The organism is Streptomyces sp. NPDC041205 (assembly GCF_055591765.1).
Window position 1 is genome coordinate 940,009 of sequence record NZ_JBVIZH010000003.1, and the last position, 23,345, is coordinate 963,353.

Annotated in this window: 26 protein-coding genes and 2 pseudogenes; 15 read left to right on the forward strand and 13 right to left on the reverse strand. The window is 72.7% G+C overall.

Features of this window, described 5'->3' with window-relative positions; translation table 11 throughout:
• The first annotated feature begins 15 nt into the window (after positions 1–15).
• Complete coding sequence (locus tag ACZ6BG_RS17975; protein ID WP_468483125.1) at positions 16–234, forward strand: MbtH family protein; 219 nt, start codon at positions 16–18, stop codon at positions 232–234.
• Positions 235–336: 102 nt separating this feature from the next.
• Positions 337–1,542: a cytochrome P450 gene (locus ACZ6BG_RS17980; RefSeq protein ID WP_469002171.1), complete on the forward strand. Its 1,206-nt coding sequence runs from the start codon at positions 337–339 to the stop codon at positions 1,540–1,542.
• Between the two features lie 71 nt (positions 1,543–1,613).
• On the opposite strand, the gene ACZ6BG_RS17985 is transcribed toward ACZ6BG_RS17980, so the two are convergent.
• Positions 1,614–2,072 carry a nuclear transport factor 2 family protein gene (locus ACZ6BG_RS17985; protein WP_469002174.1) on the reverse strand — a complete coding sequence of 153 codons (459 nt, stop codon included), beginning with the start codon at positions 2,070–2,072 and terminating at the stop codon, positions 1,614–1,616.
• 157 nt (positions 2,073–2,229) lie between these two features.
• On the opposite strand from ACZ6BG_RS17985, the gene ACZ6BG_RS17990 reads away from it, so the two are divergent.
• From ACZ6BG_RS17990 to ACZ6BG_RS18000, 3 genes are all read left to right on the forward strand, one after another.
• Positions 2,230–2,793 carry a TetR/AcrR family transcriptional regulator gene (locus tag ACZ6BG_RS17990; RefSeq protein ID WP_469002177.1) on the forward strand — a complete coding sequence of 188 codons (564 nt, stop codon included), beginning with the start codon at positions 2,230–2,232 and terminating at the stop codon, positions 2,791–2,793.
• Between the two features lie 68 nt (positions 2,794–2,861).
• Complete coding sequence (locus ACZ6BG_RS17995) at positions 2,862–3,548, forward strand: class I SAM-dependent methyltransferase (protein ID WP_469002179.1); 687 nt, start codon at positions 2,862–2,864, stop codon at positions 3,546–3,548.
• A 491-nt stretch (positions 3,549–4,039) separates the two neighbouring features.
• The gene (locus ACZ6BG_RS18000; protein ID WP_469002181.1) at positions 4,040–4,903 is read left to right on the forward strand and encodes a class I SAM-dependent methyltransferase; all 864 of its coding nucleotides are present in this window, start codon (positions 4,040–4,042) and stop codon (positions 4,901–4,903) included.
• A gap of 49 nt (positions 4,904–4,952) precedes the next feature.
• Here the strand turns inward: ACZ6BG_RS18000 and ACZ6BG_RS18005 are convergent, their stop codons facing one another.
• Both ACZ6BG_RS18005 and ACZ6BG_RS18010 read right to left on the reverse strand, forming a co-directional pair.
• Entirely contained in the window at positions 4,953–5,378 is a 426-nt protein-coding gene (locus tag ACZ6BG_RS18005) for a hypothetical protein (RefSeq protein WP_469002183.1), read from the reverse strand.
• Between the two features lie 216 nt (positions 5,379–5,594).
• The gene (locus ACZ6BG_RS18010) at positions 5,595–6,191 is read right to left on the reverse strand and encodes a TetR/AcrR family transcriptional regulator (protein ID WP_469002185.1); all 597 of its coding nucleotides are present in this window, start codon (positions 6,189–6,191) and stop codon (positions 5,595–5,597) included.
• An 86-nt stretch (positions 6,192–6,277) separates the two neighbouring features.
• Between ACZ6BG_RS18010 and ACZ6BG_RS18015 the strand changes: the two genes are divergently transcribed.
• Positions 6,278–6,694 (forward strand): VOC family protein, encoded by a 417-nt coding sequence (locus ACZ6BG_RS18015; RefSeq protein ID WP_469002188.1) that lies wholly within the window; start codon positions 6,278–6,280, stop codon positions 6,692–6,694.
• A gap of 36 nt (positions 6,695–6,730) precedes the next feature.
• Here ACZ6BG_RS18015 and ACZ6BG_RS18020 read toward each other — a convergent pair.
• Together ACZ6BG_RS18020 and ACZ6BG_RS18025 are read right to left on the reverse strand one after the other, a co-directional pair.
• Positions 6,731–6,922, reverse strand: a pseudogene (locus tag ACZ6BG_RS18020) (hypothetical protein); the annotation flags it as partial.
• A 559-nt stretch (positions 6,923–7,481) separates the two neighbouring features.
• Positions 7,482–8,342 (reverse strand): LysR family transcriptional regulator, encoded by an 861-nt coding sequence (locus ACZ6BG_RS18025; protein WP_469002191.1) that lies wholly within the window; start codon positions 8,340–8,342, stop codon positions 7,482–7,484.
• Positions 8,343–8,410: 68 nt separating this feature from the next.
• Between ACZ6BG_RS18025 and ACZ6BG_RS18030 the strand changes: the two genes are divergently transcribed.
• From ACZ6BG_RS18030 to ACZ6BG_RS18045, 4 genes are all read left to right on the forward strand, one after another.
• A complete protein-coding gene (locus tag ACZ6BG_RS18030) occupies positions 8,411–9,469 on the forward strand; it encodes an EamA family transporter (protein WP_469002193.1) in 1,059 nt (352 codons plus the stop codon).
• 96 nt (positions 9,470–9,565) lie between these two features.
• On the forward strand, positions 9,566–9,967 hold the full coding sequence (locus ACZ6BG_RS18035) for a DJ-1/PfpI family protein (RefSeq protein WP_469002196.1): 402 nt from the start codon (positions 9,566–9,568) through the stop codon (positions 9,965–9,967).
• 48 nt (positions 9,968–10,015) lie between these two features.
• Positions 10,016–10,186 (forward strand): hypothetical protein, encoded by a 171-nt coding sequence (locus ACZ6BG_RS18040; protein ID WP_469002198.1) that lies wholly within the window; start codon positions 10,016–10,018, stop codon positions 10,184–10,186.
• A 167-nt stretch (positions 10,187–10,353) separates the two neighbouring features.
• Positions 10,354–10,782, forward strand: coding sequence for a class I SAM-dependent methyltransferase (locus ACZ6BG_RS18045; protein ID WP_469002201.1), 429 nt, complete (start codon positions 10,354–10,356; stop codon positions 10,780–10,782).
• A 153-nt stretch (positions 10,783–10,935) separates the two neighbouring features.
• Here ACZ6BG_RS18045 and ACZ6BG_RS18050 read toward each other — a convergent pair whose 3' ends face one another.
• Both ACZ6BG_RS18050 and ACZ6BG_RS18055 read right to left on the reverse strand, forming a co-directional pair.
• Entirely contained in the window at positions 10,936–11,595 is a 660-nt protein-coding gene (locus tag ACZ6BG_RS18050; RefSeq protein ID WP_469002203.1) for a response regulator, read from the reverse strand.
• On the reverse strand, positions 11,592–12,926 hold the full coding sequence (locus ACZ6BG_RS18055; RefSeq protein WP_469002205.1) for a sensor histidine kinase: 1,335 nt from the start codon (positions 12,924–12,926) through the stop codon (positions 11,592–11,594). The genes ACZ6BG_RS18050 and ACZ6BG_RS18055 overlap by 4 nt, the downstream gene beginning before the upstream one ends.
• Before the next feature lie 138 nt (positions 12,927–13,064).
• Here ACZ6BG_RS18055 and ACZ6BG_RS18060 point away from each other — a divergent pair, with 138 nt between their 5' ends.
• From ACZ6BG_RS18060 to ACZ6BG_RS18070, 3 genes are all read left to right on the forward strand, one after another.
• Entirely contained in the window at positions 13,065–13,982 is a 918-nt protein-coding gene (locus tag ACZ6BG_RS18060; protein ID WP_469002207.1) for an SDR family NAD(P)-dependent oxidoreductase, read from the forward strand.
• 232 nt (positions 13,983–14,214) lie between these two features.
• Positions 14,215–15,906 (forward strand): FAD-binding oxidoreductase, encoded by a 1,692-nt coding sequence (locus ACZ6BG_RS18065; RefSeq protein ID WP_469002209.1) that lies wholly within the window; start codon positions 14,215–14,217, stop codon positions 15,904–15,906.
• Positions 15,907–16,117: 211 nt separating this feature from the next.
• Positions 16,118–17,380, forward strand: a complete 1,263-nt coding sequence (locus ACZ6BG_RS18070) for an abortive phage infection protein (protein ID WP_469002211.1) — start codon at positions 16,118–16,120, stop codon at positions 17,378–17,380.
• A 9-nt stretch (positions 17,381–17,389) separates the two neighbouring features.
• Here ACZ6BG_RS18070 and ACZ6BG_RS18075 read toward each other — a convergent pair whose 3' ends face one another.
• Positions 17,390–17,992 (reverse strand): TetR/AcrR family transcriptional regulator, encoded by a 603-nt coding sequence (locus ACZ6BG_RS18075; protein WP_469002983.1) that lies wholly within the window; start codon positions 17,990–17,992, stop codon positions 17,390–17,392.
• A 106-nt stretch (positions 17,993–18,098) separates the two neighbouring features.
• Here ACZ6BG_RS18075 and ACZ6BG_RS18080 point away from each other — a divergent pair, with 106 nt between their 5' ends.
• Positions 18,099–18,788, forward strand: a complete 690-nt coding sequence (locus ACZ6BG_RS18080) for a nitroreductase (RefSeq protein ID WP_469002213.1) — start codon at positions 18,099–18,101, stop codon at positions 18,786–18,788.
• Between the two features lie 22 nt (positions 18,789–18,810).
• Here ACZ6BG_RS18080 and ACZ6BG_RS18085 read toward each other — a convergent pair whose 3' ends face one another.
• The 5 genes and pseudogenes from ACZ6BG_RS18085 to ACZ6BG_RS18105 form a co-directional block, all read right to left on the reverse strand.
• Positions 18,811–19,593: a hypothetical protein gene (locus ACZ6BG_RS18085; RefSeq protein WP_469002215.1), complete on the reverse strand. Its 783-nt coding sequence runs from the start codon at positions 19,591–19,593 to the stop codon at positions 18,811–18,813.
• 378 nt (positions 19,594–19,971) lie between these two features.
• Positions 19,972–20,295: a DUF6191 domain-containing protein gene (locus ACZ6BG_RS18090; RefSeq protein WP_469002217.1), complete on the reverse strand. Its 324-nt coding sequence runs from the start codon at positions 20,293–20,295 to the stop codon at positions 19,972–19,974.
• A 127-nt stretch (positions 20,296–20,422) separates the two neighbouring features.
• A complete protein-coding gene (locus ACZ6BG_RS18095) occupies positions 20,423–21,340 on the reverse strand; it encodes a glutaminase (RefSeq protein WP_469002219.1) in 918 nt (305 codons plus the stop codon).
• A gap of 493 nt (positions 21,341–21,833) precedes the next feature.
• Complete coding sequence (locus tag ACZ6BG_RS18100; RefSeq protein ID WP_469003042.1) at positions 21,834–22,184, reverse strand: Rossmann-fold NAD(P)-binding domain-containing protein; 351 nt, start codon at positions 22,182–22,184, stop codon at positions 21,834–21,836.
• Positions 22,185–22,201: 17 nt separating this feature from the next.
• Positions 22,202–22,417 (reverse strand): annotated as a pseudogene (locus tag ACZ6BG_RS18105) (Glu/Leu/Phe/Val dehydrogenase dimerization domain-containing protein); the annotation flags it as partial.
• A gap of 276 nt (positions 22,418–22,693) precedes the next feature.
• On the opposite strand from ACZ6BG_RS18105, the gene ACZ6BG_RS18110 reads away from it, so the two are divergent.
• Positions 22,694–23,317: a hypothetical protein gene (locus tag ACZ6BG_RS18110; RefSeq protein ID WP_469002221.1), complete on the forward strand. Its 624-nt coding sequence runs from the start codon at positions 22,694–22,696 to the stop codon at positions 23,315–23,317.
• The last annotated feature ends 28 nt before the right edge of the window (positions 23,318–23,345 follow it).

Here is a 23,345-nt window from a genome sequence, read left to right on the forward strand (position 1 = left end):
GGACAGGGAGCCAGCATGAGCACCAACCCCTTCGACGACGAGAACGGCACGTTCTACGTCCTCGCCAACGACGACGAACAGCACTCCCTGTGGCCGCAGTTCGCCGAGGTCCCGCTGGGCTGGCGCGTCGTCTTCGGCACGGCGGACCGCGCCGCCTGCCTGGCCTACATCGAGGAGAACTGGACGGACCTGCGACCCAAGAGCCTGCGCGAGGCCATGGCCGCGGGCGCGTGACGACGGCCCCCGCCGGTCGCGTACACCCACGCACCCCGCACACCACCCACCGCGCACAACCCCCGAGAGCCGAGCAGTGCCGAAGAGAGGGAACGAACGAACATGACCGAACTCGCCGACCGCTGGGGACTCAACCCGCTGCACTTCTGGATGTGGGGACGCAACCCGGAGCACCCCGTCAAGATCGATGAAAACGGCGTGGTCCACATCTACGGCTACGACGAGATCGTCGGCGTCTACAGCAGCCCCAAGGAGTACTCGGCCAACGTGAGCGCCGCCCTGATGGGCGACACCGCGGCCGCCGACGCCTTCAACCAGGGCACGCTCCTGCAGGCGGACCCGCCGGGCCACACCAAGCTGCGCAGGCTCATCAGCGGCGTGTTCACCCCGCGCATGGTGGCCGAGCTGGAGCCGCGCATCGTCGAGATCACCAAGAGCCTCCTCGACGAGGCGGAGGAGCGCGCCACCGGCAACCAGCTGGAGCTGGTCGACGCCCTCACCTACCCGATGCCCGTCATGGTCATCGCCGAGATGCTGGGCGTGCCGCAGAGCGACCGCGGCCTGTTCAAGCAGTGGGTCGACCAGATGATCGCCGCCGCCGGTGACATCTCGGTGGGCGGCGAGGAGACGGCGGAGGACGCCGACGTGGCGGCCGCGCTGCGGCACGTACCGGAGTTCCTCGCCTACCTCCAGCAGCACGTGGACGAGCGCCGCTCGAAGCCGCGGGAGGACCTGCTCACCAAACTCGTCCAGGCGGAGGTCGACGGCGAGGGCCTGAGCGACGCGGCCGTCGTGAACTTCGCCAACGAGCTGCTGATCATCGGGCACACCACCACCAGCGCGCTGCTCGGCAACATGTTGCTGTGCCTGGACGCCCACCCCGAGCACTTCGCGCGGCTGCGCGAGAACCCCGAGATGGTCTCGGGCGTGGCCGAGGAGACCCTGCGGTTCCTCAGCCCGATCGCGGGCTCGTACCGCATCGCCGCCGCCGACACGGAGGCCGCCGGGGTCAAGGTGCCCAAGGGCTCCCTCGTCTCGCTGTGGCTGGGCGCGGCCAACCGCGACGAGCGGCGCTTCGAGCGTCCCCACGAGTTCGACCCCTACCGTGACCCCAACCCGCACCTGGACTTCGGCCGCGGCATGAAGTTCTGCATCGGCGCGCCGCTGGCCCGCCTGGAGGCGCGCATCGCCATCAACGCGCTCCTGGAGCGCTACCCCGTGCTGCGCACGGACCCCGCCAACCCGCCGGAGTTCCTGCCGGTGGAGCAGGCGATCGGCGCCACGAAGCTGCTCCTTCGCACCGACTGACGGGACGCGTCCGGCGCACGACGGAGCGAGGCGGGACCGGAGCCGCACCGGCCCCGCCTCGCCCGCGTGCCCTACTGGACGGGGAGCGGCGTGCGCCGCTCGCTCTCCGGCCGAGGGCCGAAGATGCGCCGCTCCGCCTCGCTGATCGGCACGTCGTTGATGCTGGCCTCGCGGCGGGCCATGAGCCCTTCCGCCGTGAACTCCCACAGCTCGTTTCCGTAGCTGCGCCACCACTGGCCGTCCAGCGCCCGGCACTCGTACTGGAAACGCACCGCGATCCGGGGCCCGTGGAAGTCCCACAGCTCCTTGCGCAGCGCGTACTCGCCCTCGCGGGACCACTTGTCGCGCAGGAACGCGGTGATCTCGTCCCGGCCGGTGAGGAAGCGGTCCCTGTTCCGCCAGACCGAGTCCACGGTGTACGCGAGCGCGACGCGCTCTGGGTCGCGGGTGTTCCAGGCGTCCTCGGCGGCCTGGACCTTCAGCAGTGCCGTCTCCTCGTCGAACGGAGGGAACGGAGGGCGTGACGTCATGTCTGCTCCTTCATGCGCGCATGCTGACCACAGCTGGAGAACGCTCGTTCTCCGCCTCGTCCGCCACTCTAGAGAACGACCGTTCTCCTGGGTAGCGAAATTGCCTCCGAGGCAAACCGGCCGGTCCTCCGGCAGGTCGTCGCGGTAGCGTTGGCCGATGGACACCACAGTCACCGCTGCCGAACGGGCGCTGGACGCGGCCGAGCGGCTCTTCTACCAGCGGGGCATCCAGTCCGTCGGCATGGACCAGATCCGCACCGCGTCCGGTCTGTCCCTCAAGCGCCTCTACCAGCTCTTCCCCGCGAAGGAACGCCTCGTCGAGGCCTACCTGGAACGCCGCGACGAGCGCTGGCGGCACGACCTCGCCGAGCACGTCGAGCGGCACGACAACCCCGAGCGTCGCATCCTGGCGATCTTCGACTGGCTGGGGGAGTGGTTCGCCGAACCCGACTTCAACGGCTGCGCCTGGATCAACTCCTACGGAGAACTGGGCGCCACCTCGGAGCCGGTCGCCCGCCAAGTCCGCCTGCACAAGCAGGCCTTCAAGCAGTACGTGGCGGACCTGGTGTCCCGGGCGAACCTCCCCGACAGCCTGGCGGACCAGGTGTTCCTCCTGGCGGAAGGCGCGATGGCGACGGCGGCGATCACGGACACCCCGGCCCCGGCGACGCAGGCGGCCCAGGCCACTCGCCTTCTCATCACCGCCACCCGCCGGCCGTAGCCGCGCGCGGGGCACAACTGGGCCGCCCCCGTGTCCCCCGGGCCCCGCCGTGCCCTAATGTCCCAGGGGTGACTGGGACAGCTGGGGCGGCGGAGCCCGCCTACCTCGCTGCGGTCCGGGAGTCGTACGACACCGTGGCGGTCGACTATCTCCAACGCGTCAAAACCCCGGCGGAGTTGGACCCGCTGTCACGCGCCATGCTGGCCGCGTTCGTGGCGGACGTACGGAAAGCCGGTCGCGGGCCGGTCGCGGATGTGGGGTGTGGTCCGGGCCTTGTGACGGCGTATCTGGTCGGGCAAGGCCTGCCCGCGTTCGGTGTCGACCTGTCGCCCAAGATGATCGATCTGGCCCGACAGGCCTTCCCGGACCTGCGCTTCACGGTGGGGTCAAGCACCGCCCTGGACATCGGGGACGACACCCTTGGCGGCATCCTCGCCTACTACTCCACCCACCACACACCGCCCGAGCTGCTGCCGCTGGTGTACGGCGAGTTCCACCGCACCCTCGCTCCTGGCGGCCGCCTGATGATGGTCGGTTACGTGGGTGACGGGGAGCGCGTGCGTCCCGCGCGGGCGTACGGCGGCCATCCGGTGTCGTTCGCGTCGCATCTGGTGCCGGTGGAGCGGATCGTGGAGCTCCTGCGCCGGGCCGGACTCGTCGTCACGGCGCGGCTGGTGCAGGAGCCCGACGGAGGGGCGACGAGGACGCTCGCCACGTTCCTGGCGCAGAAGCCACCTGTCCCAGGGGCCGGTTGACGATCCGTCACAGAACCTGGGAGACCTTGTAGGCGATGCCCCCTTCGACGAGGTAGCCCGACCCGAGAACGAGCCTGCAGGGCAGCGGAGTTCACAGGCTGATGCGTCGGGCCTGGAAGGGCAGGCCGGGCACGGCCTGAGCATCGGCCGTCTGGCCGCCGACCTGGAGCTGAGCTGGAGCGGCATCCAGACGCTCTTCAGGACCAAGGAGAACCGGCAACTCGCGGTCGCGGAGTCGGCGCGCGAAGCGTTCACCGAAGCGGTCATCGGCCCCACGCGGAGTGCGCCGCCGGGCGCCGCGAAGGTCAGCCGTGTCGTGGACGGCTTCCTCGCGCCACCTCACTGACGGTGACCGAGACCCGCGCGCTTGCTGACGAGGGGAAAAACCCCGCCACATCACCCCAGTCGTGGAATCATCGGGCGGTCCGGCCCGAACGGGCAAGAGGGTCCGCGAGGCACCAAGGACCAGCAAGAGGAGAGGGGTGGGCGTGATGGACGGCTGGGAATGGGACGAGACCTTGTTCTCGGGAGCGGCTGCCTACTACTCGCGGGGGCGGCTCCCGTACGCGCCCGGCCTTGCGAAAGCGCTGGCGGATGCCCTGCGCCTCGACGGGCGGGGACGCCTCCTCGATGTGGGATGCGGTCCGGGCACGGTCGCCCTGACCTTGGCGGATCTGTTCCGCGAGGTGGTGGGCGTGGACCCGGACGGCGGAATGATCGCCGAGGCCGGGCGCCAGGCGGCGAGGGCGGGCCTGGCGGGGAAGACGCGCTGGGTGCGGACCCGCGCCGAAGACCTGCCCGCGGACCTCGGCACGTTCACGGCGGTCGGCTTCGCCCAGTCGTTCCACTGGATGGACCGCGACCTGGTCGCGGCGACCGTACGGGACATGCTCCGCCCCGGCGGCGTGCTCCTGCACATCTCGGACCTGAAGACGGCACCCCCCGACTCGGAGGTCCTGCCCCACCCGGCCCCGCCCCGCGCCGCGATCGACGACCTGGTCAGAAAGTACCTCGGCCCGGTCAGACGGGCGGGCCGAGGAACCCTGCCGCAAGGCACACCAGGCGACGAGGCGACGGTGTTCACCCGCGCCGGATTCACCGGCCCGGACCATCACGTCTTCCCCGGCGGCCGGCCCCTGACCCGCGACTGCGACGACCTGGTGGCCGAGGTCTTCTCGATGTCCTTCTCGGCCCCCCATCTGTTCGGCCCGCATCGCCCCGCCTTCGAGGCCGACCTGCGCCGCGTACTCCAGGAGGCCTCCCCGTCGGGCCAGTTCTCGCAGCACCGGCCGGGCACGGAGGTCTTCGTCTGGCACAAGGATCCGACCGGGCCGGTGTCGGGTGACGCGGCGTGAAAGCCCGCACGCGGACGCGGCACGGCTGCCCCTGAAAGAGCGATGGCGCTCAGGTGCGCGTCGCCGGTGAGGCGTCCGCCCAGGTCCGCAGAGGGCGTGGGAGCCACCCGGCCGTCGGCGTGCCCGCGCGCGTCATTCCGGTGGACGTGAGCGCCCCCGCCGCCACCGTCGCGGCAGCGGTGAGCGCGGTGACCAGCCAGATGCCCCCGACGGGCGCGTTGGTCTGCGGCGCGGCGAACCCACCGGGCGCCGCGTACACCACGACCCGGTCGCCTGCCTTCGCGTCGGCGGGGCACGCCTCGCCCAGGGGGAGGAAGTCCGATTCTCTGAGGTTCCGTTCGAGTTTCGTGCCGTCGAGCCGTTCCAGCGAGCACTCCCACCAGGTTCCGGTGACCTCACCCGTCGGCGCGTTCCTCTCGTGCCGAACCGCTTCCGTGACGACGGTCTCCCGCCGTTCGCCCCACACGTCGAGCACGGCCTGGTCGCGCCGCGATCACGGCAAGCCCGCACGTCACCGCCGAGGCGGCCACCCCCACCAGTGCGCCGGCCACCCGCAGCCGCCGTCTCCGGCCCACTGGCACCTCCCCGTCGCGCCTTGCCTTGCCCCGCAAGCATTCCCTGCGCTCTCCTGCCCAGCCATGGGCGGTCCGACCCGCGCAGGAGCGGCGGGGAGGGCGTCGACCGGGCGCCTTCAGCCGGTGTGGCGCAGGGCCCGGAGCAGTCGTTCGAGGGCTGTCCAGGTCTCGGCCGGGTCCGTCGGGCCGGAGGGGGAGGCCAGCCACAGGGCGGCCTCGTTCATGGCGCCGGACAGGAGGTGGGTGAGGGGTTCCACGGGCTGCGGAGGGAGGGTTCCCTCGGTGATGAGGGCGGTCAGGGCGTCGTGGAGGTGCTGGGCCGATGACGCCTCGTCCAGGGCGCGCCAGGCGCTCCAGCCCAGGACGGCGGGCCCGTCGACCAGCATGATCCGCTGAATGTCGGGCTCGGCGGTCACGGTGAGGAACTCGCGGCAGCCCGCCGTCAGTTGATCCCAGCGGTCGGTGTACGCCTCGGCCGCCGCGGCCACGCGCCGACCCACCTCCCGCTGCACCTCCTCCAGCACGGCACCGAAGAGGCCGGCCTTGCTGTCGAAGTGGTGGTACAGCGCGCCCTTGGTCACCCCCGCCGCCTCGACGATCTGCGCCAGACCCACCGCACCATAGCCCTGAGCGGCGAACAACTGCCTGCTCTCCCGCAGCAACGTCCGCCGCGTCTGCTCCCGTTGCTGTGCCCGGACGCCCTGCTGGCTCATCGCGCTCCACTCCGTTGACGGTTGACGTACCGATAGTACGTGACTACCGTCATTCGCATACCGATGGTATGTGAAGAGGAGTGACCATGAAACTGACCAGCCTCTATCCCGTGATCTGCACCGCCCGCCTCGCGGAGTCCCGGGACTTCTACACCCGGCTCCTCGGCTTCGAGACCACCTTCGAAGCCGACTGGTACGTGAGCCTGCGCCGCCCGGGCGACTCGCCGTACGAGCTCGCCCTCCTCGACCACACCCACCCGACCATCCCGGAGGCCTACCGTCTCCCCGCTCAGGGCCTCCTGCTCAACCTGGAGGTCGAGGACGTCGACGCGGAGTGGGAGCGCCTTGTCGTGCGCGAAGGGCTCAGCCCCGCCCTGGAGTTGCGCAGTGAGGACTTCGGGCAACGGCACTTCATCGTGGCCGACCCCTCGGGGGTTCTCGTCGACGTCATCACCCCGATACCGCCCAGCGGTGAGTACGTCAGTCAGTACGTGGGGGTGTGAACCGGAGAAGGTGCGCCGCGCCCAGACCAGCCGCCACAGATGGTCCGCGGTGCCGTTGTCCTCGTACTGCACGACCTGCGCGCCGTTCGCTGTCGACATGCCGTCCACCCCGAGAGCCTTGCCGCTGTGCTGGTCTCCGATCCGGTGGCAGGCGGGCTCGGGTGTCCAGGGGCGGCCGCCGGGCGTCGCGGTGGGAGACGCGGTGACGCGCAGTCGTGCCGCGCCCATCGGGATGAGCGTCACCTTCTCCCGCGGGGTGACGGCACGGGCCGAACCGGGGTGGAGCGGGGTCACCACGTATTCGTCGTCCGCGACCCATTCCTTCAGACGCCGGGCGCGGCCACGTATCCGTACCGGGGTGCCCGCATGCGCCAGGGGGTCGCCGACCAGCGGCCCCGCCTCGGCGGTGAAGGAGAGATCCTCTTCCGGGGCGGGTGCGAGCGCGTAGTTCCAAGGAGTGGTGGCATGTACTGCCAGGTGCGGGAGGGCGGCCGTACCCCATACTGCTCGACCTTCGCGCCACGGCCTCGCTGGTCTGGCGCCGAACGCCGAAGGGCCGGCGGATCGTGCGTGAACACAACTCGTGAACACAACTCGTGAACACAACTCGAGCGAGGAACTGCCGACAGGAGCTCTCGACCACGTGCTGTCGGATCACGAGGCTCGCTGGCCTCAAGCCCGCTACTCGCTGATCGAGCCCGCCGCTCAGCGCCGGACCCGTGTGGTCGGCGGGCGCACACGCCGCCTGCGACGCGGCAACCCGCCCGTCGTCCGGCCGTGCTGACCGTCAGTGTTCCCCCACCAACTCGTGCGCCAGGCGGATCAGGTCCGGGATCGCCGGGTGCGCCGGGGCGCCGCGATGCCAGGCCAGCACCAGGGGGACCGACGGGGCGTCGGTCAGGGGGCGGTAGGCGATCGTCGGGTGGGTGTGCATGCGGGGCGTCGCCGATGTCGAGATGCCCACGGCCCGGCCCGCCGCGATGGCCGTCAGCCACTCGTCCGTGTTGGTGACCTCGATCACCACCTTGGGGCGTGAGGCGGTGGACCACAGGTCGAGCGTGGTCGTGCCCGCCACCGTGTTGAGGGCGATCGGCCAGGGCGTGAGGTCGGCCAGCGTGAGCGCGTCGCGTGCGGCGAGGTCGCTGTCGGCGGGCACCACCGCCACGCGTTCCTCCCGCATCAGCAGCTCCGTGACCAGGTCCGGAGCCCTCAGCTCGCCGCGCAGCAACGCGACGTCGACCTTGCCCTGGGTGAGCCCCGCCGTACGGTCGTCGACGCGGCGCAGCTCCAGCGGCACATCGGGATGCTCCTCGTCCCAGCGGCGCAGCAGCGGCAGGGTCAGATCGCCCAGCGCGGCCCAGGGGTGGCCGAGGCGCAGCGGCAGGGCGGCCAGCGAACGGGGATCGAAGGCCGTCTCCACGGCGGACAGGGCGGCCGCGGCCTGGTCGCGGAACGCCCGGCCCGCGGCCGTGAGTTCCAGATGGTGCGTGGACCGGTCGATCAGGCGCACCCCGAGATGCGTCTCGAGCTGGCGCAGCGTGCGGGACAGCGCGGGCTGGCCCGTGTGCAGCCGGGTCGCGGCGCGCGTGATCGTGCCCTCCTCGGCGATGGCGAGGAAGGCCCGCAGGTGGCGCAGTTCCATGGTCATGCCTCGCAAGCATAACCACGGATCACCTGGCATTTCCCAGGACGCCTGCGGCTTTCTAGCGTGGGGGCATGACAAACACGAGGGTTCAGGTGGGGACCGCGGCGGCAAGCTCCGCGGTGACAGGGGCCGGGGCGGCGGGGCCCGCGGTGGCAGGTCCCACGGTGGCTGGGGGCACGAGCGCCACGGCGGCGGAGCCCGCGGCGGCAGGCTCCGTGGGGGCGACGTCCACGGCCGGGCGGGCCGCCCCCGCCGTCGGGATACGCAAGGCGGCCGCCCCCGCCAGCGCCGGCAGCCTCGGCGGCATCGGCCTGGTGCTCGCCGGTGTCCTCTCGGTGCAGTTCGGCTCCGCCGCGGCGGCCCTGCTCTTCCCGCGCGCGGGCGCGCTCGGCGTAGTGGCGCTGCGGGTGACGATCGCGGCCGTCCTGCTCCTTGTCGTCTGCCGTCCCCGGCTGCGCGGCCACAGTCGTACGGACTGGGGCGTCGTCGGCGCCTTCGGGCTCGCCCTGGGTGGCATGAACATCCTCTTCTACCAGGCGATCGACCGCATTCCGCTCGGCCCGGCGGTGACGCTGGAGGTGCTCGGCCCGCTGCTCCTGTCCGTCGTCACCGCGCGGCGGGCGGCGAGCCTGGTGTGGGCAGGGATGGCGTTCGCGGGCGTGTTCCTGCTCGGGCAGGGCAGCTTCGGTGAACTCAGCCTGGCGGGCGCGGGGTTCGCGCTCGGTGCGGGCGCGATGTGGGCGGCGTACATCGTCTTCAGCTCCCGGGCGGGGGCCCGCTTCCCGCGTCTGGACGGGCTGGCCCTGGCGATGGCCGTGGCCGCCCTGGTGAGCCTGCCGCTGGGGATCGGTGCCGCGGGCACCACCCTGCTGGAGCCGAAGGTCCTCGGGATCGGCCTGGTCGTGGCGCTGCTGTCGTCCGGCGTGCCCTACACGCTGGAGCTGCTCGCCCTGCGCAGGCTGCCCGCGGCCACCTTCGCGGTCCTGATGAGTCTGGCCCCCGCGGTCGCCGCGCTCGCCGGATTCCTGGTCCTCGGACAGACGCTCTCGGCGCTGCAGTGCGTGGCGATCGCCCTGGTGGTGGGGGCGAGCGCGGGCGCGGTCCGGGCAGGGGGAGCGGGCCGGAAGTGAGGGACGGGGTGGCGCCGGGGCGCGGCCCTTCACCGGCCGCCCCGAGCCTCCCCGGCCCCGCGGGCGCTGATCAACTCCCGGGCTAGGATGCGGCGCATGGACATAGTGATCCCGCTCTTCGACCGTTTCGAGCCGCTCGACGCGATCGGACCGTACGAGATCCTGGCCCATGTGCCCGACGCCACCGTGCGCTTCGTGGCTCCCGAACCCGGCCTGGTGCAGGACGTGCTCGGCTCCCTGCCGGTGCACGTCCCGACCCGGTACTCCGAGGTGGAGCGCTGCGACGTCCTGCTGATCCCCGGCGGCGGAGGCGCCTGGACGGTGGCGGACGACCCCGAGTTCCTCGACTGGGTCCGACGCATGCATGCGGGCACCCGCTTCACCACCTCGGTGTGCACCGGAGCCCTGGTGCTCGCGGCGGCCGGCCTCCTGGACGGCCTGACCGTCACCAGCCACTGGGGCGTGATCGACGAACTGCGGTCCTACGGCGCCCATTAAACCCCCGAGCGGATCGTCCGCCACGACCGGATCATCACCTCCGCCGGGGTGTCCTCGGGCATCGACATGGCGCTCCAACTGGCAGCCCTGCTCAGCGACGACACCACCGCACAGGCGATCCAGCTCTACACGGAGTACGACCCGCAGCCCCCGTTCGACACCGGCTCGGTGGCCAAGGCCCCGGCCGAGGTGCTTGAACGGGCCCGCAACCTGACCTGAGGCCGGCCCCGTTGTGCGGGCTGCCGGGACGGCGTCCCGATCTTTGTGGCTTCTGTGAGTACGACCGGCCGCCGAGGCGCGGGAAGACTGCCCGCCAGCGGCCGCGGCCCGTCTCCTGAGGCGAGCCGGGGCCGACGCCTTGACGGTCCACACGGGAGGGCAGCGCGGTGAGCGTGCAGCAGTACGACGGGATCGGTGAGGCGGTCGAGGACAGCGATCCGCCGGGCGTGCGCTACGAGGTCGGGGACGTGGCCGAACTGCGGCCGCTGGAGCGCTCCTTCGACATCGCCCTGAGCGTGCAGCTGCTCAACCACGCGCCGGACATCGCCGCCATGGAGCGGATGTGCCGCAACGTGCACCGGAACCTGAAGCCCGGCGCCGAGTTCTTCGTGCTCGCCCAGACACCCGAATACCGCTTCGACGGGCCGTCGCTGGCCAAGTACGGCTTCCTCTGCGAGCGACCGGCGAGGAGATCGAGACCGGCCCGCGCGTGCGGGTCACGGCGCTCCTCGACCCGCCGCTCTCGTTCAACGGCGCCTGCCCGCGCCGCGAGGTCTACGAACCGTGCCTGCGGGCCGCCGGATTCAGCGAGCTGACCTGGGTCCCCCTTGAGGTGTCCGACGCGGGCCTGCGCGCGTTCGGCGCGGAGTTCTGCGCGGACCTCCCTCGGCAACCCGCCGCTGGTGATGCTGCGCTGCCGGGCCTGACCCATCGACCCGCCGGGCAGGGTGAGCCGATGACGTGTCGGCTCAGCCGGAGGCGGTGACGCCGGACTGGACCGCGAGGACCGCGAGCCGGATGCGGTTGTCGCAGCCCGTCTTGGCCATCAGGTTCGCCACGTGCGTCTTGACCGTGGTCACCCCCAGGTGCAGCCGATCTCCGATCTCCCTGTTCGACAGGCCCTGCCCGAGCAGACTCAGGACCTGTCGCTCGCGGGGCGTCAGACCGGCGGGCGGCGCCGTGGCGCCCTGCGCGGGCGGGGCCGTGCCGGTGTGCAGGGCGCGGGCGACGATGCGGTCCAGCGCGGCCTGGCTGAAGGGAGCCTCGCCGCGGGCCGCGCGGCGTACGCCGTCCAGGAGTTGGGGCGGCGGGGTGTCCTTCACCAGGAAGCCGCAGGCCCCGGCGGCGAGCGCCGGGTAGAGGTGATCGTCGTCGTCGAACGTGGTCAGGGCGAGGACCCGGGTGGTGGGACGGGCCGAGGTGATGCGCCGGGTGGCGGTGATGCCGTCCACGCCCGGCATCCGCAGGTCCATCAGGACGACGTCGGGGGCGAGGCGCTCGGCCAGGCGGACGGCGTCCTTGCCGTTGGCCGCCTCGCCCACGAGGTCGATGTCGTCGGGCTGCTCGAAGAGCATGCGGAGGCCCATGCGGACGAGCTGCTGGTCGTCGACGATGAGGAGGCGGATCACGGCCGCGGCTCCGTCCCGGCGGCTTCCAAGGGTCTCCCGGCCCGCACGCCTGCCACGCCGTCCAGGGCCTCCTCGGCCGTCACATCCCCTTCCAGGAGCGGGAGTTCCGCCTGAAGCCGCCACCCCGGCCCGACCGGTCCGGCCTCCAACCGCCCGCCCAGCAGCCGCACCCGCTCACGCAGGCCGACAAGCCCGTGCCCGGACGGCCCGGCCGCCCGCGCCGCCGCAGGGTGCTGGTGCCCCGAGCCACCCCCTCCACCGTGACCGTCACCCCCTCCGCGACCACCACTCCCTCCGTCATCCTCCACCTCGACCTGCACGCCCCCGTCCGCACCCACCCGCACCCTCAGCCACGCCCGCGCCCCCGCACCCGCGTGCTGGGTCACGTTCGCCAGCCCCTCCTGGGCGAGCCGCAGCACCGCGAGCCCCCGTGCCGTGTCGACCCGCGTGAGTTCCCCGTCGTCCATCGCGGCCTCCACCACCAGGCCGGAGCGCGCGCTCTGGGCCACGACCGACTCCAGGGCCGCGGCGAGGGCGCCGGGGGAGAGGAGCGGGGAGGCGCCCGGGGTGACGCTGTCGGGGTCCCGCAACACCGCGACCAGGCGGCGCAGGTCGGCCATCGCGGCGGTGCCGCCGGCGTGCAGGTCGTCGAGGACGGCGGTGATGCGGGGGTCGGGCGTGCCGTCGGTGCCCGCGGCGGGCAGGACGTGCCGGGCGACCCCGACCCGTACCACCATGGACGAGACATGGTGTGCCACCAGATCGTGCAACTCGCGGGCGATGGCGGTGCGTTCGGCGGTGCGGGCCGACAGGAGACGCTGCTCGGCGCGTGCCTGCTCCTGCTCCGCGTGGTCGCGGGCGCGGCGGGCGGCGTCCCGCGTGGCCCGGACGTACGCGCCGAGGAGCAGGGGGACCCCGGCGACAACACTCATCTTGTAGAGCACGGAGGGCAGTTCCGCGGGGAGGTCGTCCAGTCGGTTCACGACGACGGCGCAGGCCAGTACGGAGGCCGCGACGACCGGCCGTCGCCCCGTGCGCCGTACCGACACCTCGAAGACGCCGAGGGCGGCGAGCACCTTGAAGGCCACGACCGGCTCCGCGCCCCACGCGTGCGCGGCGACCAGCAGCCCCGACCGGGCCACTGCCGAGGCGAACACCCATCGGACCCCGGCCGGACACAGCGCGACGCCGACCGCCGCGAACCCCCAGTCGGCTGCCTGGGAGGGCCGTTGGACCAGGAGGAGACAGCCGAGCAGCGCACCGGCGACCGCCAGGGCGCGCACCCGCGCGTACCCGCGGTCGAAGGCCGCTTCCACCCAAGATCGGTTCACCGGGACAACGATAGGCGCCGCCGCGCCACCGGGGTCCTGCCGAAGGAGGAGGCCCCCGCGGCCGCCTCCTCCTCGTGGCCGCCGCGGGGGCCCGTCGCAGGAAGCGTCCCGCCCGCCCGCGCTGACAGCGTTGGCCGCATGAACGCACACGACACGACCCGGCGCTCCCTCCTCGGCGGCGCCGCCGCCCTCGGGCTCGCCTCCCTGACCCTCGACGGCTCCGCCCGCGCGGCGACACCCCGTCCGGGCCCCCGGGCGAAACGGCGCTTCGACGGCCGCTCCGTCCTCATCACCGGCGCCACCTCGGGCATCGGCGAGGCGACGGCGAAGGCCTTCGCCGCGGAAGGCGCGCGCGTCGGATTCTGCGGCCGCCGCGTCTCGTCGGGGCGCCGCGTCGAGCAGGAGATACGCAAGGCGGGCGGCGAGGCCACCTACATGCGGGCCGACGTCCGCGAGGCCGACCAGGTGCGCGCCTTCGTGGACGCGATGGCCGACCGCTACGGCGGCATCGACGTCGCCTTCAACAACGCCGGGATCGGCAGCGCCAGACTGCCGCACGAACTGACCGTCGAGGAGTGGGACGACGTCCAGTCCACCAATGCGCGCGGGGTGTTCCTCGCCCTGAAGTACGAGATCCCGCACATGCTCAAGGCGGGGCGCGGCGTCGTCCTCTGCACGTCGTCCTCGGCGGCCGAGTGCGCCCGGCCGAACGGCGCCGCGTACACCGCGAGCAAACGCGCCGTCCAGGGCATCGTGAAGTCCGCCGCGCTCGCCTACGGCCCCCGGGGCATCCGCGTCAACGCCGTCCTGCCCGGCACCACCGACACCCCCTTCGTCCGCCCGCCGGGCCTCCCCGACGCCGACTGGGCCGCGTACAAGAAGGCGTTCGGGCCCCTCAACGTCGACGGCCTCGAACGCATGGCGGAGCCCGCGGAGATCGCCCGCGCCGTGGTCTCCCTGGCGACCGACGACTTCTCGTACATGACCGGCGCCTCCGTGTCCGTGGACGGCGGGGTCACGGCGGGGCGGGAGATGATCCGGCCGAGCGGTATGTGACCGGGCGGCCCGGTGAGCCCTGCGCAGGGCACGACCTCCCTGGGCCGTTGGCGCGGCACCACCTCCATGGGGGTGGTGCTGAGTGCACCCCCGACGTGGTTGGTAGCGCGCCTGCCACCGCCGCCGCTCCTGCCTACCTTCATAAGTGCCGCCGTACGACTGGGAATTGCGGCACGGACGCAGGGCATGGGCGCGCGGCGCGTGCGCATGGCCGACTACCGAAGGGGCAGTGATGGGTTCCAAGGACGAGCACGCTCGACGCACCGTTCCGCGGGCCGCGACGGTCACGGGCGCGGGGGTGGCGTTCGGCCCGGCGCTGAGCCCGGTGCGGAACCCGGCGTCCGCCAGGGCGACGTCACCGGCGGCCGAAGCCACTCGCCCCGCCGCCGTCGGCATCACCGGGACCGGCGCGGGGAAGGCGGACTGGCTGCCGGACGGTTCCGTCCGCGTCACCCGCGCGGACCCGCGTTACGCCCAACTCACCACCCGAGGCGCGAGCAACCGATTCCGAGGCCGGCCCGAGCAGGTCTACCTGGTCGGTTCGACGGCCCAAGTGGCGCGCGCCGTAGAGGAGTCGGTGCGGGCGGGCGCCCGGCTCGCCATGCGCGGCGGCGGGCACTGCTACGAGGACTTCGTCGACCACCCCCAGGTGAAGTCCGTCATCGACATGTCGCCCATGCGGGAGGTGTCGTTCGACGCCGCGCGCCGCGCCTTCGTCGTGGAGGCCGGGGCGACGCTCGGGGAGGTCTACCGGAAGCTGTACCTCGGCTGGGGCGTGACGCTGCCCGCCGGAAACCACCCCGAGGTGGGCGTGGGCGGGCATGTCCCGGGCGGCGGATACGGGCCGCTGTGCCGCCTCTTTGGCCTCGTCAGCGACTACCTGTACGCCGTGGAGGTCGTCGTCGTGGACCGGCACGGCGAGGCCCGCGCGGTGGTGGCGAGCCGGGAGCAGGACGACCCGCACCGCGAGCTGTGGTGGGCCCACGCCGGTGGCGGCGGCGGGAACTTCGGGGTCGTCACCCGCATGTGGTTCCGCTCGCCGGACGCCACCCGCGACACCGACCCCGCGTACATGCTGCCCGCCCCCACCCGGACCGCCCTCACCTTCACGGCGGACTGGAGCTGGGACGGCATGGACGAGGAGCACTTCGCCCGCCTGGTGCGCAATCACGGCGAGTGGGCCGAGCGCCACCGGGGCGCCGACGACCCGCAGGCCGCGCTGTACGCCGAGTTCGCCCTGACCCGCAGGGCGGCCGGGGCGCACCGGATGTTCGGGCAGGTCACCGCCGTGCCCGGCGCGGACAGGCGGCTCCTTGACGGCTTCCTCGACGCGGTGAGCGCGGGCACCCGTCGGCCGGCCAAGCTGAACGTCCAGCGGCTTCCCTGGCTCACCGCCGCGCTGCGCGGCTCGGGGGAGGCCGTTGCGGACCGGCACATCAAGATCGAGTCGGCGTTCCTGCGCCGCCGTCTCACCGACCGCCAGGTGGCCGTGCTGCACCGCCACCTCACCCGCGCCGACTCCGACGTGGCCGGGGGCAGCGTCGTCCTCAACACCTACGGCGGCGCCGTCAACACCCCGTCCCCCACCGCGACGGCCATGCCCCACCGCGACTCCGTCCTCAAGCTCTCCTGCCTCGCCGCCTGGGCCGACCCGCAGCGGGCGTCCGCGCACCTGGCCTGGATCCGCGCCTGCTATCGGGACCTCTTCGCCGACACCGGCGGCGTCCCCGTCCCCGGCGAGCACGCCGACGGCGCCTTCATCAACTACCCCGACACCGACCTCGCCGACCCGCGCTGGAACACCTCGGGCACGCCCTGGCAGACCCTCTACTACAAGGCCAACCAGGCCCGCCTGGGCGCGGTGAAGGAGCGGTGGGACCCGCGCGACGTCTTCCACCACGCGCTGTCGGTCCGGGCGGCGTGAGCGGGGGCTCGCCCAGACGTGCCGCGCCCCCTCGTGCCGGAAGTCGGGCCGGAAGTCGGGCCGTCGACCGGACGGTTGCGACTTTGGATACGGCGGGCGAGGACCGATGGCTGATGAGCGGGACCCTGCCCGACGCCGAGTCTTGAGACGTTCCGGGGACGTCGCGGAGACGTTCCGGAACGCGACCTGTTGACGACGGTGGGAGTGCTCGATGCGCAAGGAAGCGATGACGAGAGGGACGTTCCTGACGGGGGCGGCGGCGGTCGGCGCGGGCGCGCTGGTGGGCACGGCCCTCACCGGGCAGGCGGGCGCCGCGACGGGCCCGCGGTCCGGTACGCACCCGGCTTCCGCGCCGGACCCGCGGTCCGGCGCGCGCCCAGGGGCCGCCCCGACCTCGGCCGACACGCGCACGGCGACCGGCCGCGGCCTGGTCCACCGCGGCGTCACGTACGAGTGCGAGGACGGCGAGACCCGGCACACGGGGTGGCGCCGCGCCCGGATGCGCTCCGACATGCGCTCCATCAGGCACGACCTGCACGCGAACTCGGTCGTCGTCTTCGGCACCGGCGTCGAGCGTCTGACCGCCACCGCCAGGGAGGCCGTCGAGCACGGGATGCACGTATGGCTCCAGCCGCGCCTGGCCGACGTCCCCGAGCGCGAGATCCTCGACCACCTGGCCGAGACCGGCAGGCAGGCCGAGCGGCTGCGCCGCCAGGGCGCGCGGGTGTATCTGAGCGTGGGGTGCGAGTTCATCCTGTTCGTGCCGGGCATCGTCCCCGGTGCGAACGCGGTCGAGCGGATCGAGAACATCCAGAAGGGCAACTGGGACCCCGCGGCGACGCAGCGCGCGCTGAAGCGGTTCATCGGCCTGGCCGCGAAGACCGGCCGCCGCGTGTTCCACGGCCCGCTGACCTACGGCTCCGCGCACGGCGACCAGGTCGACTGGGACCTCTTCGACATCGTCGGCGTCAACTACTACTCGTACTTCGCCGACCCGCGCGGCTACGCCAAGGAGCTGACCCCGTACCGGAAGTGGGGCAAGCCCGTCGCCATCACCGAGTGCGGCACCTGCACCTTCGAGGGCGCGCCCGAGGCGGGCGGCATGGGCTGGGACGTCGTGGACTACAGCAAGCCCGAGCCGGAGGTCCGCAAGGGTGTGCGGCGCAGCGAGCACACCCAGGCCCAGTACCTCGGGCAGGTCCTGAACGCGTTCGAGCAGTTGGACCTGCACGCGGCCATGGTGTACCAGTTCGTCACCTCCGACGCCCCGCACCGGCGCACCCGCCGCCACGACCTCGACATCGCCGGCTACAGCCTCACCAAGGCCATCTGGAAGACGAAGGACGACCCGACGGCGCGGTGGCACTGGGAGCCGAAGGAGTCGTTCCACGCCGTGTCGCGGCACTTCGCCCACGCCGAGCGCCGGGACCGTGCGCGGGCGGCGCGCGGGGGCCGGGAGGGCGGCGGGGCGTAGCGGACCGCGTCAGGCCGTGCCCGCCGACGCGTGGGCGAGCAGGACCTCCGCCGCCGCCCGCGCGTGCCGGCCGTAGTCCGCTTCGCCCAGGACCATGGCGCGGCTGGCCGCCCCGTCCGCGAGGGTGACCAACTGCTCGGCGAGCGCGGCGGGTTCGCGGCAGCCCAGCTCCGTCACGAGCGCGGTGACCAGCTCCACCATCCGCAGCTTCTGCTCGCGGGCGTAGGAGTGGACCGCGTTCTCCGGATCTGGGAACTCCGCCGCGGCGTCGATGAAGGGGCATCCGCGGACCGGGTCCGCATCCACCGCGGGCGGGTCGAACAGCCCGAGGATCCGCTCCATCGGCGGGACGTCCTCGCGGGTCAGGGCGCTCTCCAGGGTGGCCCCCGACGACGCGAGGTCCTGGAGGTGGGCGATCACCAGGTCGCCCTTGGTCCGGAAGTGCGCGTACAGCGTGCGCTTGGAGACCGGGGCCTCCTCCGCGACCTGTTCCATGCCGGTCGCGTTGATCCCCTGGGTCGCGAACAGCCGGGCGGCGGCGGCCAGGACGCGCTCCCGTCCGCCGCGCCCCCGCCCCTGAGGTGTCGCAGTCGTCGATGCCGTAGTCGTCATACCCATCCGCAAAGTATACGTCTGCGTTTACTTCGAGGGGAGTGGCTTGCTAGGGTCGGTCATGTAAACGAATCCGTTTACATTGGCTGTCGTCGAGGAGTGAGGCATGAGTCCGTTGGTCCCCACCGAGCTGAGCGGCTGCGCGGAGAAACTGATACGCGGACGGCACGCGACCCGCGCCTTCCGCCCGGACCCCGTGCCCGAGGACACGATCCGTGCGATCTTCTCGCTGGCCGGTGCCGCTCCGTCCAACTCCAACGCGCAGCCGTGGCGGGTGGAGGTGGCCGGCGGCGAGGCGCGCCGACGCCTCGCGGACGCCCTGCGGGCCGACCACGCCGCGCGGCGCACCTCGATCGACATCCCGTACTCCGAGGACATCTACACGGCGGTGCACCAGGAGCGCCGGGCGGCGTTCGGCGCCGACCTGTACGGGGCGCTGGGCATCGGCCCCGACGACCACGCGGCACGGGCGGCCTACGACGCCCGGAGCCTCGGCTTCTACGACGCCCCGCACGCCGCGTTCCTGTTCGTCACCGGTGACGGCGGCCCCCGCCTCGCCGCGGACGTCGGCGCCTACCTCCAGACCCTGCTCCTGGCGATGACCGCGTACGGCGTGGCGAGCTGCCCGCAAGGGCTGCTGAGCTTCTACGCCGACACGGTCCGCGCAGAACTCGGCGTCACCGAAGGGAAGTTGCTCGTCGGTGTCTCCTTCGGCTACGCCGACGAGGCCGCGCCGGTGAACCGCGTCACGACCCCGCGGGCCGCGCTCGATACGGTCACGACCTTCCACCACTAGGCAGTTCCCGCCCGGCGACGGCTCACCCCGGCGTGTAGACGTACCGCTGCCCCGGCGGCCACCCCATGCTGCGCCCCGCGTCAGTCACCAGGACGTGCTGGTACTGGGGTGCGGTCACCTGGTTCTGCGTCAGGGAGGGGCACAACGTGGCGCAGCTGGTGGCGGTCTGGGTGCCGAGCCGCCATCCGTCGGTGTCGAAGAAGACGTACTCCACGTCGGCCGGTGCCTGCGAGGTGTCGACGGACACTCCGGCGGAGACCGGCGCCGGCAGCCGGAACAGCACCCCGTCCACCCCGGCGGCACGCAGCCGCCGGGCCCCGATGCCGAGCGTGCTCCACCGCGGCGCAGGGGAGGGCACGTCGAGCAGGACGGCACGGAGGGCGCCGGGACCGGGGCCGCGCAGCGCGACCCTGGGTGCCCGGGCGAGCAGGGAGGTGACCGCGGCGCTGTCGGGCCGCGGTTCCGTCCCGCCGCCGTCGCCCTTCTCGTCCTCGTCCGTCGGGGAGGGTGCACGGGTGCGGGTCGCGGGCGAGTCCTTGGGCGCCGGTGACGTCCGTGGCGGCGGCTTCTTCGGCGCCGACGACGCGGACGACTTGGGGTTCGCCTTGTCCGTCCGGCCCACGCAGACCTTGACGTCGCCGAGGCAGAGGATGTTGTCGCCGCTGTCGTTGGTCTGGATGATCGGGCTCGGGCCGGACTTGTCGCCACCGTCGCCGCCGGTCACCGTGATGAGGGCCGCGATGATCATCCCCGCCACGCCGATCAGCGCCGCGACGACCCCCGCCGCCATGCCCCTGGATCCCATCGAGCCCCCCGATGTGCCCCCCGACCGGCGTGCATGGAGGCATCGCCCGTGCGCCGGGCCGCCAGCGTAGGCGCGCGACCGGCCCCGTCGAAGGGGGTCGCGGCACAGCTACGTCAGACGACCCCGAAGCGCTTCCGGCGAACGCAGGGCGAGGACTACGTGTACCCGCCCCGGGTCGGAGCGATCCGATCAGGAGACGATGGAGACGATCTGGCAGGCCGCCGTGGCCAGTTGGGGGTCTCCGTCGCCAAGGGGCAGGCCCAGGGTGGCGCCTGCCCACGCCCCCCCCGAGCGCCGGGGCGTCCGGGCCCGTCGCCTCGAAGGAGTGGGCGCCCCCTCCAACGTCTCACCCACCCGGACCCCCTACCACCGGACCCCCTACCGGTCGGCCCGCGGCGGTACGCGGACGACTGCGACCCTGCCCTCCAGGTCCACCGTCGTCCGGTTCGGCGGCGCCCCGTCCTGCTCGTCGTCGCGCATCACCAGCGCCGACTGGCGTTCCTTGAGTTCGTTCTGCTTGCCGGGGGAGAAGCTGGCGTGGAGCTGTTCGAAGCCGGTCGACGATATCTGGCCCTGGCGGGCGCTGGTGCGCCAGGGCAGCAGACCGGCGCGGCCCGCGCGGAGGAACAGCTGGTCGGCGAAGGCGATGACGGTCAGCAGGATGACCAGGCCGGGCAGGGTCATCAAGACGGCGAATCCCATGAGGCTCAGTATTGGGGTCTGGGGGCGTCGGCGGGAGCCTTCAGAGGCCGAGGGGCCGAGGGGCCGAGGGGCCGAGGGGCCGAGGAGCCGACGGGCAGAGCACGGAGCGCCCCGGGAGCCTGGTGCGTCAGAACACGGACAGGCCCGTGAGCGTGGTGAAGCGGTCCAGCGCGGCCACCCCCGCCACGGAGTTGCCGCGCTGGTCGAGGCCCGGGCTCCAGACGCAGACGGTGCAGTGGCCGGGGACGACCGCGATGATGCCGCCGCCGACGCCGCTCTTGCCGGGCAGGCCCACGCGATGGGCGAAGTCGCCCGCGGCGTCGTAGGTGCCGCAGGTCAGCATGACCGCGTTGACCTGCTTGGCCTGGCTGCGGGTGAGGAGCGTGGAGCCGTCGGACCGTATGCCGTGGCGGGCGAGGAAACCGGCGGCCAGGGCCAGGTCGGCGCAGGACGCCTCGATGGAGCACTGGCGGAAGTACTGCTCGAGGAGCGTGGGCACCGGATTGGTGATGTTGCCGTACGACGCCATGAAGTGGGCGAGGGCGGCGTTGCGGTCGCCGTGCGCGGTCTCGGAGGCGAGCACCGCCTCGTCAAAGTCGAGGCGGTCGTTGCCGGACTCGGCGCGCAGGAAGGCACGGAGCGTTCCGGCCGCGTCGCCGGTGGCGGCATGCAGGCGGTCGGTGACGACGAGCGCGCCCGCGTTGATGAACGGATTGCGGGGGATGCCGTTCTCGTACTCCAACTGCACCAGGGAGTTGAACGGGTTGCCCGACGGCTCCCGGCCGACGTGCTCCCACAGCAGGTCGCCGTCCAGCGAGAGGTCGAGGGCCAGGGTGAAAGCCTTGGTGATGGACTGGGCGGAGAAGGGCCGCTGCCAGTCGCCGACGCCGTACACCGTGCCGTCGAGCTCGGCGACGGCCATCCCGAAGTGCCGCGGGTCGGCCGAGGCGAGCGCCGGGATGTAGTCGGCGGGGCGGCCACGGCCCGGCAGGGCCTGGATCTCGGTGGCGATGCGGTCCAGGACGGCCTTGAGGGACGGGGGCACGGGCACTTGCTCCGGTTTCGCGCGGTATACGGGGGTGTCCGCAGTACCTTAAGGCAGACGGGCGGCGAGGATGATGCGGGCCCGGGGTGACGTCGCGGGACGCCCCGCCGCCCATCTTCTCCTTGATGTACTTCGTCAAAGGGTGCTGCACATGGTTCTTCGTCCTGAACGGCTTGATGCTGCGCTGCACCTGGACCTTGTCGCCCTTCACGATGTCCTCGGCGTAGGCGCGGGCCTCCCCGGTCCCGGTGTCGGCGGCGGCCGGCAGGCCGGTCGCCCCGAGAGCGCCCGCCGCGAGCAGCAGCGAGGCGACGCCGATGGTGGCCGTGCGGTTCTTGGTCATGAGATCTCCCCGTAGTCGTCTCCTGTTCCGGGCCACCACGTTTGTGGCCTCCATCCGACCGACTCCAGGAGTTTCGGGGCTCCCCGAAACACGGTGAACCGCTCCTACGGTGAATCGCCCCTAAGGTGAACCGCTCCCTGGCAGGGCGCGTCAGCGAGAGCGGAGGCGTGCCCTGGCCAGCGCCAGCGCGGCCTCCGTGGGGGGCACGCCGGAGCGGCGCGCGTGCTCGATGACCGTGGCCAGGCGCTCGCCGACCTGACGGACCCGCTGCTCGGTCCGGGCGTCGTCATGCCCGCGGAGCCGTTCCTCCAGGAAGATCAGCCCGCCCGCGTTCACACAGAAGTCCGGCGCGTAGAGGATGCCGCGGGCCTCCGGCGCGGCGGCGTGCTCCGGCGCGGCGAGCACGTTGTTCGCGCCGCCGGCGATGATCCGGCAGCGCAGCTCCGGCAGCGTACGGTCGTCGACGACGCCCCCGAGGCACAGGGCGCGAGAACGTCGCACGCGGTGACCGCCGCGGCCGCGGCCTTCAGCGCCATGGCCCGGGCGAGGCGCAGGCCGTCTTCGAGGGCGGCGGTCTCGTCCTCGTACGCGTGCATGCGGACGCCGCCGAGCGCGGGGCCGAGGGTGGTCTCGTGGAGGACGACGAGGGAGCGCAGCCCCGTCCGGGCGTCCTGATGGAAGTGTGCCTGCTCGAAGCCGCCGGACCGGAGCCGGTCGAAGAGCGTGGAGGTCATCCGGTCATCGTGGCAGCGGCCACTGACACCTGCGGGCCACCCTGGTCTGCTCCAGCACCCCGCGCACGAAGGTCATCGGCGCGTGGTGATCGGGGGCGACAAGTTCGGTGAGGACCAGGCGCCCGCTGGTCGCGTTCGTCCTGTGCGGCACCCCCTGAAGGCCTGCCTTTGGACGAAGCCCCGGTGGTCGCGGGGGCCGCGCGTGACGGCGGTGACAAGTGGGAAGGCTGGCTGCCGAACACCGGACCCAGGCAGGCCGGGACACGGGGGTACCGCATGGCGGCGACGACAACGGCACGTGGGCAGCGGGCGCGGCTCTCGCATCGACGGGCGACGCGACCGTCGAGCCGACGGCCTAATCGCAGGGCGCGTCGACGGACGATCCGCTGGGCGGCGAGCCTCGTACTCGCCGCCCTTGCGTCCCTGGCAGCGGTCGGCTGCGGTGACTCGGACGACGCCGACGACAAGTCGCCCTCCCACCGGGGGACCTCGAAGTCCCCGTCCGAGCAGGCATCCGCCGGGAAGCGCTCGGCGAAGCCGTCCGTCTCGGCTGCCGACGGGCATGACGTCGGGGCTTGCGCGGACGGCGACTGCGAGATCGCGGTGTCCGAGAAGGTGACCTTCCGCTTCAAGGGCCCGCGGGGTACGGCGACCCTGTCCGTGACCGAGGTCGGCCCGAACAAGGTCGCGTACACGGTGAAGTCGGGCAGCGGCCGGGCCAAGGGCGGCGCGTCCGGCCCCGGCCAAGGCTGCGTCACGGTCCTCCGCGTCAACGGCAGCGGCAACTCCTGCGGCGGGCTCGGCGGCGCCACCCGGCCGAGCCCTCAGCCCGACGCGGTGGTCATCCAGGCGACGACCGGCGAGGGCGGGACGGCGACCCTCCACATCGTGTCCCGCTGACACCGCGCCGGACCCGAGCACCGGCCGC